The sequence below is a fragment of the Kitasatospora sp. NPDC032150 genome (assembly GCF_055579945.1).
In genome coordinates this window covers 20,175-33,149 of sequence record NZ_JBVIMH010000004.1, presented here as the reverse complement: position 1 = coordinate 33,149, position 12,975 = coordinate 20,175, and the positions used below count along the sequence as shown (strand labels likewise).

At 73.2% G+C, this 12,975-nt stretch carries 13 protein-coding genes; 4 read left to right on the top strand and 9 right to left on the bottom strand.

The window, feature by feature from the left end; translation table 11 throughout:
* Positions 1-202: 202 nt before the first annotated feature.
* On the bottom strand, positions 203-517 hold the full coding sequence (locus ACZ5ON_RS06330; RefSeq protein WP_465586200.1) for a hypothetical protein: 315 nt from the start codon (positions 515-517) through the stop codon (positions 203-205).
* On the bottom strand, positions 514-870 hold the full coding sequence (locus ACZ5ON_RS06325; protein ID WP_465586198.1) for an ATP-binding protein: 357 nt from the start codon (positions 868-870) through the stop codon (positions 514-516). Before ACZ5ON_RS06325 ends, ACZ5ON_RS06330 begins: the two co-directional genes overlap by 4 nt.
* A gap of 369 nt (positions 871-1,239) precedes the next feature.
* Between ACZ5ON_RS06325 and ACZ5ON_RS06320 the strand changes: the two genes are divergently transcribed.
* Together ACZ5ON_RS06320 and ACZ5ON_RS06315 are read left to right on the top strand one after the other, a co-directional pair.
* Complete coding sequence (locus tag ACZ5ON_RS06320; RefSeq protein ID WP_465586196.1) at positions 1,240-2,100, top strand: helix-turn-helix domain-containing protein; 861 nt, start codon at positions 1,240-1,242, stop codon at positions 2,098-2,100.
* A gap of 15 nt (positions 2,101-2,115) precedes the next feature.
* On the top strand, positions 2,116-2,319 hold the full coding sequence (locus ACZ5ON_RS06315) for a DUF397 domain-containing protein (RefSeq protein WP_465586194.1): 204 nt from the start codon (positions 2,116-2,118) through the stop codon (positions 2,317-2,319).
* Positions 2,320-2,459: 140 nt separating this feature from the next.
* Here the strand turns inward: ACZ5ON_RS06315 and ACZ5ON_RS06310 are convergent, their stop codons facing one another.
* From ACZ5ON_RS06310 to ACZ5ON_RS06295, 4 genes are all read right to left on the bottom strand, one after another.
* Entirely contained in the window at positions 2,460-3,242 is a 783-nt protein-coding gene (locus tag ACZ5ON_RS06310) for a class I SAM-dependent methyltransferase (protein ID WP_465586192.1), read from the bottom strand.
* A complete protein-coding gene (locus ACZ5ON_RS06305; RefSeq protein WP_465586190.1) occupies positions 3,239-3,511 on the bottom strand; it encodes a hypothetical protein in 273 nt (90 codons plus the stop codon). The genes ACZ5ON_RS06310 and ACZ5ON_RS06305 overlap by 4 nt, the downstream gene beginning before the upstream one ends.
* A 33-nt stretch (positions 3,512-3,544) precedes the next feature.
* The gene (locus ACZ5ON_RS06300) at positions 3,545-4,348 is read right to left on the bottom strand and encodes a sugar phosphate isomerase/epimerase family protein (RefSeq protein WP_465587119.1); all 804 of its coding nucleotides are present in this window, start codon (positions 4,346-4,348) and stop codon (positions 3,545-3,547) included.
* A 752-nt stretch (positions 4,349-5,100) separates the two neighbouring features.
* Positions 5,101-6,057 carry a Ppx/GppA family phosphatase gene (locus tag ACZ5ON_RS06295; protein WP_465586188.1) on the bottom strand — a complete coding sequence of 319 codons (957 nt, stop codon included), beginning with the start codon at positions 6,055-6,057 and terminating at the stop codon, positions 5,101-5,103.
* Between the two features lie 265 nt (positions 6,058-6,322).
* On the opposite strand from ACZ5ON_RS06295, the gene ACZ5ON_RS06290 reads away from it, so the two are divergent.
* Positions 6,323-6,649: an alpha/beta fold hydrolase gene (locus ACZ5ON_RS06290; protein ID WP_465586186.1), complete on the top strand. Its 327-nt coding sequence runs from the start codon at positions 6,323-6,325 to the stop codon at positions 6,647-6,649.
* A gap of 109 nt (positions 6,650-6,758) precedes the next feature.
* On the opposite strand, the gene ACZ5ON_RS06285 is transcribed toward ACZ5ON_RS06290, so the two are convergent.
* The 3 genes from ACZ5ON_RS06285 to ACZ5ON_RS06275 form a co-directional block, all read right to left on the bottom strand.
* Positions 6,759-8,072 (bottom strand): SUKH-4 family immunity protein, encoded by a 1,314-nt coding sequence (locus tag ACZ5ON_RS06285; protein ID WP_465586184.1) that lies wholly within the window; start codon positions 8,070-8,072, stop codon positions 6,759-6,761.
* Complete coding sequence (locus ACZ5ON_RS06280) at positions 8,069-11,182, bottom strand: toxin glutamine deamidase domain-containing protein (RefSeq protein ID WP_465586182.1); 3,114 nt, start codon at positions 11,180-11,182, stop codon at positions 8,069-8,071. Before ACZ5ON_RS06280 ends, ACZ5ON_RS06285 begins: the two co-directional genes overlap by 4 nt.
* Positions 11,183-11,327: 145 nt before the next feature.
* Positions 11,328-11,687, bottom strand: coding sequence for a WXG100 family type VII secretion target (locus ACZ5ON_RS06275; RefSeq protein WP_465586178.1), 360 nt, complete (start codon positions 11,685-11,687; stop codon positions 11,328-11,330).
* Positions 11,688-11,876: 189 nt separating this feature from the next.
* Here ACZ5ON_RS06275 and ACZ5ON_RS06270 point away from each other — a divergent pair, with 189 nt between their 5' ends.
* Positions 11,877-12,797, top strand: coding sequence for a DUF3109 family protein (locus ACZ5ON_RS06270; RefSeq protein ID WP_465586175.1), 921 nt, complete (start codon positions 11,877-11,879; stop codon positions 12,795-12,797).
* Positions 12,798-12,975 lie beyond the last annotated feature (178 nt).

Here is a 12,975-nt window from a genome sequence, read left to right as displayed (position 1 = left end):
GGCAGGTCACGTGTCGGGAGGTCCGAGGGGCTGCGCGAGGTGGCCCGGTCCGCCCCGGGTGGATCCAGGTCCTGGGCGACTGCACTTCCTCGCGTTCGCCTCCACTGTCAGCGGCCCCCGATGATCTGCACGTCGAAGCACCACCGACGGCCGAAGTCCCGCCGCAACGCCACCGGATGACGCGGGCGGACCGGCCGCCGCTTCACCGCTCCGCCGCCGGGCGAAGGTAGATCATGTGAGCATCCGTCCCGACGAACGCGAGCGCCCGCACCTCGCCGGCGTTCGCCAACTGGTGGGCGATGCGGTCAAGCGCCTCCGGGGCGAACTGCTCGGCGAGGTAGCCGGCATGGGCGTTGTCCAGCGGAAGCCTGGCGAGGGTGGTCCGCACCGCCTTGACCGCGTCGGCGAGTCTGGTGAACGTCGCTGTCTGCGTCACGCCCTTGATCTCCACCATGACCGGGTGCGGGTAGTCCGCGCCCACCTCCGGCCTCGTGTCGGCGCTCTCCGCTCCGGTCATGACTCACCCCTCCTCGGGTGGACGAGCGCCCACACCGCCTTACCGACCCCGCCCGCACGCGGACAGCAGCCCCACCGGGCCGACAGCTGATCGACCAGCCACAACCCCCGGCCACACTCCTCGTCCACGCCCGCCGTCCGGGCCGTCGGCCGGTCGCCGTTCGCGTCGTGCACCTCGACCCGAAGCACCCCCGGCGACAACTCGAACCGCACGAAGATCAACCGGCCGGGAGAGGTACGCCCGTGCTGCACCGCGTTGTTGACCAGCTCGGTCAACACCAACTCGCCGACGTCGGCGTACAGTTCACCGTCCACCAGATCGGCGAGGAACCCGCGCAGCAGCCCCCGGGCCACGCCTCCCGACTTCCGATGCCGCGGCAACCAATACGAGTACTCACCCGCCACATCCGGCGGTCTCTCCAACGTTCCGCGCATGCGCGCTCCCTTGGATTCGCGCGCCACCCCGCCTGGCGTGGCGCGACCTGGGTGCCGCCCAGGGGCAGCCTGCCGGCTGACCGCGAACTGGGCGTGACATATCGACAGATCAGCTGACTGTGACACTTCCGTCACAGTCAGCGATCGGCGGTACCAGAATGCACCTGGCGACCAGTCTGATGCAAGGCGTGCGAATGCATACCTTGCATATGCGAACTGGACTTGCTGCTACGGCGATTGCTGGACAGAATCACCGATAGCTCCTGTGCAGATGAGAGGGCGGAGAGCATGCCGACGAAGCGACAGACTCCGACGGTCCGCCTGCGCCGTTTGGCCGCAGAGCTGCGCCGCCTACGCGCAGGCGCAGACATGACCAGGGAAGACGTCACAGACCGGACCGGCATCAACGCGGCTACGCTCTACCGGATCGAGACGGCACGGGTTCGGCCGCAGCAGCGAACCTTGATCACGCTGCTCAGTCTGTACGACGTCGTCGAGCCGCAGCGTGGCGAGATCCTTACGCTCTCGCAGGGAGCGGGCGTGCAGGGGTGGCTTCGGCCGTATCACAGCGAACTGCCCGAGGAATACACTGCGTACATCAGCTTTGAGGCTGAGGCTCGGGCGGTTCGCAACTACGAATCCCTGTTCATCCCCGGCCTGTTGCAGACGGAGGACTACGCACGCGCCGTGATCAGGGGCGTGTTGCCAATGGCCAGCACCAGGGAGATAGAGCAGCGAGTCCAAGCACGGGTTGAGCGCCAAGTCGTACTCACCAAGGACGAGCCGCTGCATCTGTGGGTGATCATGGATGAGGCTGCCATTCGTCGCATGGTGGGTGGGCCACGGATCATGCGTGAACAGCTGCAACGGCTGATGGAGGCGGCTGCCGAACCGCACATGACACTTCAGGTGATCCCCTTCGACGCGGGAGCTCACCCCGGCATGCCGGGCTCGTTCGTACTGATGAGCTTTCCCGACGTGGAAGAGCCTGAGATCGTCTACATCGACAGCATGGCCGGTGACCTCTTCCTCGAAGCTGACGTAGACGTACGCCGGTACGGCGCGATCTTCGACAACCTCCGGGCGGTGGCTCTCAGCCCCGACGGGACGTCGGACTTGATCGTCAAACTGGCTGAGGAGATGCACTAGAGAGGAGGTATCAGCATGAACAAGGTGGATTTGTCCGACGTCGCCTGGCGGAAGAGCTCACACAGCAGCGGCAACGGCCAGTGCATCGAAACGGCGTTTCTGAGTGAGGCAGTAGCGACACGTGACAGCAAGGACCCGAACGGGCCTGCGCTCGTCTTCCCCACCGCCTCGTGGGCCGCCTTCGTCCACGCAGTCAAGGCAGGAGAGTTCCCCACCTGATCCATCGCACCACCCGACAGCCCCGGTGCAAACCCTCAGCCGGGGCTGTGGCGTACCGTGGGACGCAAGCCGGGACACTCCACCGACAGCTCAAGGTCACCGACCCGCATGTTCGCCAGGAGTCGGCGGATGCCGTGCCGTCAGGCGGCCCTGACGCCCACCGCCAGCCGGACCGTGAAGGGCTCGGGCAGCAGCCCGGCCGGGAACTCGGCCAGCAGCGCGGCCCGCTCGGCGGCCAGCACGGCCTCCCGTTCCCGCTCGGACAGCACCGCGATGAAGGACTTGGAGCGCAGGTCGTCGAGCGCCGTCTCCACAGGCACCTCGCGCTGCCAGGCGATCTCCGCACTGCCCACCCGCAGGCCGTACTCGGCCAGCAGCACGCCGACCTCGGCGATGTCGACCCGCTCGGCGCCCGTGGGCAGCACGCTCAGTGAGGAGACCCCGGCCAGCAGCCGCTCCAGCTGGGCGGCGATCCAGGGGGTCCGGTGGTCCCGGTCGTTGCGCCACACCGCCAGCGCGCCGCCGGGGCGCAGGACGCGGATCGCCTCCGGGATGGAGCGGTGCGGGTCGGTCCAGTGGAACGCCTGCGCATAGGTGACCAGGTCCGCCGTCGAGTCGTGGAACGGCAGCTCGTCACCGACCGCCTTCACCAGCGGGATCTCCGGGCTCACAGCGTGCAGCCGCTCCGCCATCCCCGCACTCGGCTCCACCGCCGTCACCCGCGCACCCCGACTCGCCAGCAGCCGGGTGGCGATACCCGTACCCGCACCCACGTCCAGCACCACCGCATCCCGCAACCCCCGCCCGGACAGCCGCTCCACCTCATCGAACAGCGCCTCCGGATACGACGGCCGAGCCGCGTCGTAGTGCGCCGCCACCGGACCGAAGGAGGCGGCCCGCTGCTGCCAGTCCGGGGCCGTCATGCCGGGGTCACCGCGACGACGAGCTCCAGGACGTGGGGCTCGGTGACCGTGCCGTCCGGGAACTCGGCCAGCAGCGCGGCCCGCTCGGCGGCCAGCACCGGCTCCCGGCCCGCACCCACGTCCAGCACCACCGCACCCCGCAACCCCCGCCCGGACAGCCGCTCGATCTCGTCGAACAGCGCCTCCGGGTACGAGGGCCGGGCCGCGTCATAGTGCGCGGCGACAGCACCGAAGGACTCCGCGTGCTGGCGATGCTGAAGATCCGTCATGTCCCGCCCCCCGGTCTCGCGGTGTGCCTGCGGTCAGCGTACGCGCGCCGGGGTGGCCAGGTGCAGCCGGGTGAAGGCGAGCGCCTCGGCGAGGTCGGCCTCGCGTTCGGCAGGGGACGTGGCGCGGCGGGTGTTGACCTCCAGCACCACGTGGCCGCCGAAGCCGGTCCGGGCGAGGCGCTCCAGCAGTTCGGCGCAGGGCTGCTTGCCGCGGCCCGGGATCAGGTGCTCGTCCTTGCCCGACCCGGAACCGTCGGCCAGGTGGACGTGGGCCAGCCGGTCACCCATCCGGTCGACCAACCCGAAGGTGTCGATCCGCGAGGTGGCGGCGTGCGAGAGGTCGATGGTGAAGTGCCGGTACTCCTCGTCGGTGACGTCCCAGCCGGGCGAGTACGCCAGCACCTCGCGGTCCCGGTAGCGCCACGGGTACATGTTCTCCACGGCGAACCGGACGTCGGTCTCGCCCGCCATCCGGCCGATGCCCTCGACGAACTCCCGAGCGTACTGGCGCTGCCAGCGGAACGGCGGGTGCACCACCACGGTGTCCGCGCCCAGCTTCTCGGCGGCGGCGCGGGCCCGGACCAGCTTGGTCCACGGGTCGGTCGTCCACACCCGCTGGGTGATCAGCAGGCAGGGGGCGTGCACCGCCAGGATCGGCATCCGGTGCTGGTCGGAGAGCCTGCGCAGGGCCTCGATGTCCTGGCTGACCGGGTCGTTCCAGACCATCACCTCGATGCCGTCGTAGCCGAGCTTGGCGGCCAGCTCGAAGGCGGTGGCGGTGGTCGCGGGGTAGACCGAGGCGGTGGAGAGCACCACCTTGGTGTCCGGGACGTGCAGCTCGGGGTGCGGCGGGAGCACCAGGCGGTCGGTGGTGCGCAGCAGGGGGGCGGGCTCGGGCGCCTTGCGGCGGGAGGGCTTCACGGTCTTGGCCCGTTTGGCGGTCGTGGCGGGCGCGCCGGTCCTGGCGGCCGCGCCGGACTTGGCGGCTGCGGGGGGCTTGGCGGCTGCGCCGGGCTTGGCGACCGTACCGCGTTTGGCGGCTGTGGCAGGCTCGGCGGCCTTGCCGGACTCGATGGCCTTGCCGGGCTCGGCGGTCGCGGCCTTCCGCTGCCGGGTGGATTTGGCGGCCTTCACGGCGGTCGCCGACTTCACCGCTTTGACCGCCTGGGCGACCTTGGCAACTTTGGCGGCCTTCGCAGCCTTGACGGCCTTCGCGCTCCTCGACTCCGGGCTCCCGGCCGCCTCCGCGGGCCGGTCCGCCCGGGAGCCGCTGTCCGGTTCGCCCTGCCCGGGCGCCGTTGTCCGCTTGGGCGCGGCGCTCGCCCTGGCCCGGCGCGGCCTGCCCGGCCGCGGCTGCCCGGCGTCCTCACCAGCAGCGCGGCCCGCCTGCGTACCGTCCTCGTCCGCTGGTTCCGCCACGGGAGACAGCGTAAGCGGCCCGGCAGCCGAATGGGGCCCGGTCCCGCCCGGGTGTGGGCGTGCTCACCCCGCACCGCTCCGCCCGAAGGCGGCACGAGGCAGGGCGGCGCCGGGAAACTCCGCCGGGCTGCCGGGCACGTCCCGCTCCGCTCCGCCTTGCGCCGAAGGGTTCACTGCGTGAGGGCGGGGCGGCGGTCGACCGGGCTGTCCATGGCGTCCAGGCGGCGCAGGATGATGCCCTCGCGCAGCGCCCAGGGGCAGATGTCGAGCCCGTCGAGGCCGAAGAGGTCCATGGCCGCGTCGGCGACCAGCGCACCGGCCAGCAGCTGCCGCGCCCGCCCCTCCGAGACGCCGGGGATCCGGGCGCGCTCGGCGACGGTCATCCCGGCCAGCCGCGGCACCCAGGTGGACAGACCGGACCTGGTGAGTCTTCGCTGCACCAGCGGCCCGTTGTCGGCGGGGGCGGCACCGGTCATCCGGGCCAGCTGCTTGAAGGTCTTGGAGGTGGCGACCGCGTGGTCCGGGGTGCCCAGCCGGGCGAACTCGCCGACCACCTGGGCGATCTCGGCCCGGATCTGGCGCCGCAGCTCCCGCACGTCGTCCGGGTCGGCGATGTCCCCGGGGAGCTGGGCGGTCAGCCGGCCGGCGCCGAGCGGGAGGGAGCAGGCGACGTCGGGCTGCTCGTCCAGGCCGCAGGCGATCTCCAACGAACCGCCGCCGATGTCGAAGTTGAGCAGGCGCCCCGACGACCAGCCGAACCAGCGGCGGACCGCGAGGAAGGTGAGCCGGGCCTCGTCCTGGCCGGACAGGACCCGCAGTTCCACCCCGGTCTCCTCGGCGACCCGGCGCAGCACGTCCTCGCCGTTGGCGGCCTCCCGGACGGCGGAGGTGGCGAAGGGCAGCATGTCCACCACGCCCTTGTCCTCTGCCACCCTTATCGAGGAGGCGACCATGCCGACCAACTTGTCCACGCCGGACTTGGTGATCGCGCCCTCCGTGTCGAGCAGTTCGGCGAGGCGGAGCTCGGCCTTGTGGGAGTACGCGGGCAGCGGGGCAGCACCGGGGTGGGCGTCCACCACGAGGAAGTGGACGGTGTTGGAACCTACGTCGAGCACACCGAGTCGCATAGCCCTCAACGCTACGCGATGCCCGTCCGAGACCCGGCACGTCATACCCGGCCGCCGACCGGGAGCAGAATCCGACCGACAGTCAGGGTGGCGTCCGGCGGGAGCGGCGTGACCGACGAGCCCGAGTCGGCCTTCCGCAACTGCCAATCCAGCAAGGACAGTTCAGCACTCCGAAGGGGCACCCTCAGGGCTCCCCACTCCCGCGACCGGACAGCCTCGCCGCCGATCCCGGCCAATCCCGGCCGATCCGGTCCGGTCCGGAGAGATGATCCCCTCCACCCGTGCCCCGGCCGCCTGGCTCGACCGGATGACCGCCCGGTCCCTCGCCGACTCCCGCCGCGACGCCTTCGCCGCCTACCTCGCCGACTGGACCGGCCTCGACTTCGCGGCCAAGATCACCGGCAGCCGGCTTCCGGTCCGGATCTTCGCCGGCGAACACGACCTCGCCCTCACCCCCGAGGTCATGCAGGGCACCTGGCTCGCCCACTACCCGGACGCCACCCTCGAAGTCCTCCGGAGCTCCGGTCACTACCCGATGTACGAGATCCCGGTGGCCTTCGCGGCCGCGCTGGAGGCGTTCCTCAAGGCCTGACCGGAGCGGAGAACGCCACCGTGCTCGGCGGCGGGTCGCACCACGGCGGTCAGGCTCTGACCGCCGACCGGCGACCACCGACCGCCGACCGGCGACCGCCGCCACCGCGTCAAAGGACTCCGTGCCAGAGCTGTTCCACCACCACCGACCACCAGTTCTCCGGGTCGGTGAACACCGTGCGGTCCAAGGCGGCCAGGCCCCACTGGAGTTCGGCGACCACCGGGCCCGCCGCGTAGGGCGGGAGGCCGCTCAGCCGGGGCAGGAAGTCGGCGAGGACGGCGAGGGAGCGGATGAAGGCGGTGAGGTCGGTGTTGCAGTGGCGAGCGCTCGCACTGTCGGGGTCGATCGCGCGGACCCGGCCCTGGGCGGAGTCCACGGTGATCAGCGCCCAGCCGTCGGTGCCGACGACGCGCTGTCCGAGCAGGTTCCGCCGGGCGGCCTCGGTGGCCCGCAGACCGCGTCCGAGCTCGGCCAGGTGGTCGGCCGCATCGGGCAGCGCCGTCTGGGTCCGGGTGCCGTCCAGGACGCCGTCGGCCACCGGGCGGAGCAGGGTGAAGAAGCCCTCGACCGCCACCGGCAGGCCGATGTCGATCAGCGGCACGGCCGCCGAGTCCGGTAGATCGGCCGCCAGCACCTCCTCGGCATCGAAGCGCTGGACCCCCTCGACTCCGAACCGTTCCACGAGCCCGGCGGCCAGCGCCTGCGCGGTCTCCGGGAGCGCGGGCGGCACGGCGGCCGGGAAGGGCATCCGGTTGGGCCTGGGCGCGGCCGGCCGCCCGTCGGGCCCGTCGGCCGGGATCCGGGCGGCCGACTCCCGTACCGCCTCCGCCCGGTGGTCGAAGTACGGCCCGTAGCGCAGCTCGTGGCTGAACCGCGCGGACGGCAGCTCCTCGGCGAGCGCCTGCGCGACGTACCCGCCGGGCAGCATGGCGAGACTCAGATCGGTGTGGACCGACACCACGTCCTCCGCGCGGACGCCCTGCTGCTCAAGCTGCCGCCAAGCGTGCAGCGCGGGGTGCGGACGGCCCGCGACCGAGTGCATGACCAGGGTCTGCGACTCGCCGTGCTCGTCGCGCCAGGTCACCTCGGCGCGCACCCCGGGGCCGGTGACGGGCGGCAGCGCGGGCTCGTACTGGCCGGCGCCCAGCTTGTCGCGGTAGAGCCGGATCACCTCCGCGACCGGGACGGACGGCCAGACGCTCAGCTCGCCCGTCGCACGGTCCACCACCGCGCAGGCCGCGCCGATCTCCTCGGGTGCCCGGCGCGCACCGGTCAGCGGATCCACCTGCACGGGGGCGGGCGCGGGCCAGAGCACCCAGCCGAGGTCGAACTCGAAGGACTGGACCGGGCGGGCCGCCTCCTGCGGCAGATCGCCGTTGATCCAGCGGTGGGCGGTGTCGATCGCCTGTTCGCGGGTGGTCATCGCTTGGCGCTCCTCGCGCTGGTGCCTGCGGGGGCTCGGTGGATGGTCAGCCGCGAGCGCGGCGGCGCGGGCTGCTCCGGGACGGCGGGCTCCTGCTCGGCCTGCCGGGCGGGCGCGGGCTCCGGTGCGGTCTCGGCTTCCGGCTTCGGTTCCGGGACCGCGAGCTGGATGTCCGACAGGTCGAGCGGGCGGCAGTCGGCATCCACCGCGATCGCCCACAGGCCGTGCTCCGCGTCGTAGAGCGGGGCGGCCGACCGGCGGCCGGTCTGGTGGTCCAGGTAACTGAGCGTGCCCTCGCACACGGCGGCGTTCCAGGTGTGCGACCGACCGAACCCGTCCATGGTGAGCAGCACCGCCTGCGCGCCGTGCCCGGTGCGCAGCAGCACCTCGGCCAGCCGCCGGTGCGCCTGCTCGCCGTCGCCCAGGTCGCGGAACTGGGTGCCGAGTTCGCGTTCGGCCCGGTCGCGGCCACCGCGCTCCCCGGCCGGGCCGTCCGGCAGCCGCGGGGCGCCGCAGGTGGGGTGCCCCGCGTAGCTGTCCAGGCCGGAGAGCGAGAGCTCGACGCAGTTGTTGGCCCGGCCCTGCTCGCGGTAGCCGCCGCCGTTGAGCACCTCGGCCCAGGTCCCGCGGCGCGGGTCGGAGTGCGGCACCGCGAAGCCCTCCGGCGTTACGGGGAAGCGGAGTTCGGCCTCGGCCTGGTGTGCGGGGTCGACCGGGCCGAGACCGCCGGGGACGCCGTACGGGCGGCTGTCGGCGATGGTGCGCGCCTGCTCGAGCTCGCCCTGCGGCGGCACGCCCTGGCGGCGTCCGGCCCGGACCAGCAGGAAGGCGGCGCCGAGCTCGCCGGCGGGTACGGCGCTCCAGGCGGACGTCCCGTGTGCGTCGGTGGGCAGCAGCTGGTCGGGGCGGACGCGGAAGTCGGCGACCGGGCCGAGGGACGACCGCAGCGGCCCGGGTACGCCCGCGCCCGGGTTCGCGCCGAGGCCCGCGCCCGGCAGGGGGGTGCCGACGGGCATCCGGGGCACCGCCGCGCCGGATCGGCCGTCCTGCGGCGTGATGCCCACGCCGACGCCGATCGCACCGCCGACCGGCTGGCCGGCCGCACCCGGCACGCCAGCGCCGATAGGACCGCCCACCGGACCGCCCACCGGACCGCCGGACACACCGGGGGTGCCGGACACACCGGGGGTGCCGCCGACCGGGCCGGTGACGACAGGGCCTCCGCCGACCGGGCCGCCGACCGGGCCACCCACCGGACCGCCACCCACCGGACCGCCGCCCACCGGTACGCCGCCCACCGGTACGCCGCCCACCGGTACGCCGCCCGCCGGTACGCCGGTCGAGCCGCCGACCGGAGCTCCGCCGACCGGCCCGTAACCGCCGGTGGCCGGCATCGACGGCACGGATCCGCCCGACGGGTCCGAACGCCAGCCGCCACCGGAGGAGCCGCTGCCCGCCGACGGCACGTCGCCGCCACCGGAGCCGTAACCCGACCCGGAGCCGGCCCCGGATCCCGCGCCCGGGCCGGATCCGCCCGAGGAGCCGTAGTCCGAGCCCGTCTGCGGCGGCTCGACGAAAACGGAGTCGGTCTGCAGCGAGACCGGCCCGGTCCGCAGCGAAGTGTGGTGCGTGACCGGCAGGTTGCCGTAGTCCGGGTTGCCGTAGTCGGAGTAGTCCGCGGAGTCGTAGCCGCCCTGGCCGCCGCCGTACTCGAACGGATCCTGCCGGTGCCGGTACCCTCCGCCGCCCGAACCGGAGTGCCCCGACGAGCCCGCGTAGGAGGAACCGCCACCGTAGCCGTCGGAGCCGTCACCCGCTCCCGAGCCGTAGCCGTCCCCGTCGCCGAGCCCGGCCTGAACTCCCGTACCGGCCGGTGCGGTTCGCAGTCCGATGCCGGTCGCCGTCGACCGCTCGCTCAGGTCGGCGTCGGCACCGGCCGGGGGATCGGTCGGCAGCCCCGCCGTCTGCACGCCGGCCCGCAGCCCGAGCTTCTGGTCCGGCTCCGGCAGCTGCTGCCCGTCCGGGCCCAGCACCACCGGACGGCCGTCCCTGCCGACCAGCGGCGCGCCGTTCTCGTCGAGCGCCACCGACAACTTGCTGTCGCCGAGCCGGCCGTCGGCGCCGACTGTGACGGGGTTGCCCCGGGCATCGGTGAGCGCCTTGCCGTCCACCCCGACGGCCACGCCGACCAGCGGCTTGCCGTCCGTCCCGAGGACCTCGACCTTGCCGTCGGCGTCGACCACCGGCTTGCCGTCCGGGCCGACCGGGACGGTGACGCCGTCGACCCCGGCCACCAGCTTGCCGTTCTGGTCGCGGAGCAGCGGGTGACCCTCGTCGTCCGTGATCAGCCGGCCGTGCGAGTCCACCGCGGCACTCAGCGCACGGACGCCGCCGACCGCCGCCGCCCCGGCGGCCGCGCCCGCCAACGGGCCGGTCGACTGCCCGCCGACCCCGCCCCTGGCGCTCAACGCGATCGCATCGTCCGAGCCGCCGCGCGCCTTGCCGTCCGAGCCGGCCAGGCGCTCCAGCGCGATCACCGCGGGCTCCTGCAACGCGGTCTGCAGGCCGTGCTTCATGGCGCGGCCCAGTTCCTCCAGCAGCTCGCCGATCTTGATCTTGGCGGCCACGAGCTCGACCGCCTCGCCGGCCTCGGCGACGACGGTGTCGACCGCCTTGGTGACCGCGCCGGCCAGTCCGCCGCCGTGCTCCGCCTTCGCCTTGGCCTCGGCGGCCTCGGCCGCCTTGAGCTTCTCGGCCAGTTCGGTGAGTTCGGCGACCATCGCCGACTTGCAGGTGTCGGTGGCCTCGGCGGCGCCGTCGAAGGCCTTGGCGACCAGTTCGGCGGCGCCGGTCGCGTCGTCCAGATAACCGCGGCCACCGCCCGAGAAGTCGTTCCAGTGCCGGCCGAAGGCCTCCACCGCGGACCCCGAGTTCTCCTCGGTGACCCGCTGCGCGGACTCCCGGCCCCGGCGGCTCAGCTGCTCGGCCTCGGTGCCGAACTCCCGCCACAGCGAGGCGGCGCGGCGCAGGCCGTCCTCGTCGGCCTCGGGCCAGTGGTGGCCGACCTTGGCCAGCACCGGGACCAGTTCCTCGGGCAACTTCCGGGACACGCGGTCCCCCCTTCGCGCTCTACGGATTGAACGCCGTCGCGGCTGCGACGCCGCGGGCGGTCCGCCCGCCCGGGACGGGGCCGCGCCCGGCGTCCGGTACGGCATGAAGCTCGGTCCGCCCACCGGCGGATGCCCCCTCGGGGACTCAGACCACCTGCCGCCCCGCAGCGGTTCCGCCGGGGTGCTGCCGGTTGAAGTCGGCCGCGATGTCCTGCTCGGTCTGGCTCGCCTGGTCCGCCATGGTGTGCAGTCCGGCGCCGATCCCGGCCAGCCGGTCGGCCAGGCCGTTCAGACCGGCCAGCAGTCCGTGCTGCGCCTCGTCGTACTCCTGGCCGAAGCCAGAGCCGGGGTCGTCCTTGCCCCAAGGACCGCCGAGCCCGGCCATGCCCTGCTCCAGCGCCAGCGCGGCCCGGGCGAAATCGTTGGAGAGCTGCTCGAACTCCCGCCCCTCGCCGTGCACTTCCCACGGTTTGATCCGGAACTGGTCCGATCCACCCGCTGCCATCGCCGTTCCCCCGTCCTGCCAGGTCCACCGAAACCGCCGTGCCGACCGCCCCCTGTACATGCCCAGCGGCGCCGCCATCCTAGGGCCCGGATCGGAGCCCTCCGCAGCGCCTCTGGACGTTTCTCACCTCAACTTCACACCCTCGCACGGGTCACGCCCCTTGCCGGGCGGAGGCCATACCCTTGCTGAGTGGCAGCAGAGACTCCCAAGAGCACCAAGAAGACCAAGCACCCCGCCAGCGGCGGCAAGGCCAAGGCCGCCGAGCTCGCCAGGTCCGCGACGCCGGTCGACCTCCCGATGCCGACCGTGGGCCCGGCGCCCGAGGTCGGGCTCGACTTCCCGCGCGCCTGGGTCGAGTTCGCCGACCCGGCCGACGACGAGCAGGTCTTCCGCTGCGACCTGACCTGGCTGACCTCCCGCTGGACCTGCATCTTCGGCAAGGGCTGCCAGGGCATCCGCGAGGGCCGGGGCGAGTCCGACGGCTGCTGCACGCTCGGCGCCCACTACTCGGACGAGGACGACGAGAAGCGGATCGCCGAACACGCGGCCCGGCTCACGCCCGAGACCTGGCAGCTGTACGAGCACGGCACCGACGCAAAGGGCCGGATCAAGCTCGACGGCGGCATCACCATGCTCGACGAGGACGGCGACCGCCAGACCCGCCGGGTGGACGGCGCCTGCATCTTCCTCAACCGCCCGGGCTTCCCCGGCGGCCACGGCTGCGCCCTGCACACCCTCGCCCTGCAGGAGGGCAAGGAGCCGCTGGAGACCAAGCCGGACGTCTGCTGGCAGCTGCCCGTCCGCCGCACCTACGACTGGATCGACCGCCCGGACGACACCCGCTACCTCCAGGTCACCATCGGCGAGTACGACCGCCGTGGCTGGGGCCCGGGCGGCCACGACCTGCACTGGTGGTGCACCAGTAGCCCCGACGCCCACACCGGCGCCGACCCGGTCTACATCAGCTACCGCCCCGAGCTCACCGAGCTGATGGGCCCGGCCGGCTACGCGGTCCTCGCCGACCTCTGCGAACAGCGCATCGCCGCCAAGGGCCACCGGAAGTTCGCGCCCCACCCGGCGGACCCGCAGCCCAAGGGCAAGCGGGGGTAGCTCCTCGAGGGACTTCCGCATGCGTCGGACCGCGAACGGCGGCGACGCGGGGTGAACTCCGGCCGCCCACGGCACGGCCCCGGGGGGGGGGGGGGGGGGGGGGGGGGGGGGGGGGGGGGGGGGGGGGGGGGGGGGGGGGGGGGTGGGGTGGGGTGTAACGAAAAGAAAAAAAAAAAAA

Coding starts and splice junctions, on each gene's coding strand:
- ACZ5ON_RS06330 (WP_465586200.1), bottom strand. CDS start 517: ATGACCGGAGCGGAGAGCGCCGACACGAGGCCGGAGGTGGGCGCGGAC.
- ACZ5ON_RS06320 (WP_465586196.1), top strand. CDS start 1,240: ATGCCGACGAAGCGACAGACTCCGACGGTCCGCCTGCGCCGTTTGGCC.
- ACZ5ON_RS06315 (WP_465586194.1), top strand. CDS start 2,116: ATGAACAAGGTGGATTTGTCCGACGTCGCCTGGCGGAAGAGCTCACAC.
- ACZ5ON_RS06310 (WP_465586192.1), bottom strand. CDS start 3,242: ATGACGGCCCCGGACTGGCAGCAGCGGGCCGCCTCCTTCGGTCCGGTG.
- ACZ5ON_RS06305 (WP_465586190.1), bottom strand. CDS start 3,511: ATGACGGATCTTCAGCATCGCCAGCACGCGGAGTCCTTCGGTGCTGTC.
- ACZ5ON_RS06295 (WP_465586188.1), bottom strand. CDS start 6,057: ATGCGACTCGGTGTGCTCGACGTAGGTTCCAACACCGTCCACTTCCTC.
- ACZ5ON_RS06290 (WP_465586186.1), top strand. CDS start 6,323: ATGATCCCCTCCACCCGTGCCCCGGCCGCCTGGCTCGACCGGATGACC.
- ACZ5ON_RS06285 (WP_465586184.1), bottom strand. CDS start 8,072: ATGACCACCCGCGAACAGGCGATCGACACCGCCCACCGCTGGATCAAC.
- ACZ5ON_RS06275 (WP_465586178.1), bottom strand. CDS start 11,687: ATGGCAGCGGGTGGATCGGACCAGTTCCGGATCAAACCGTGGGAAGTG.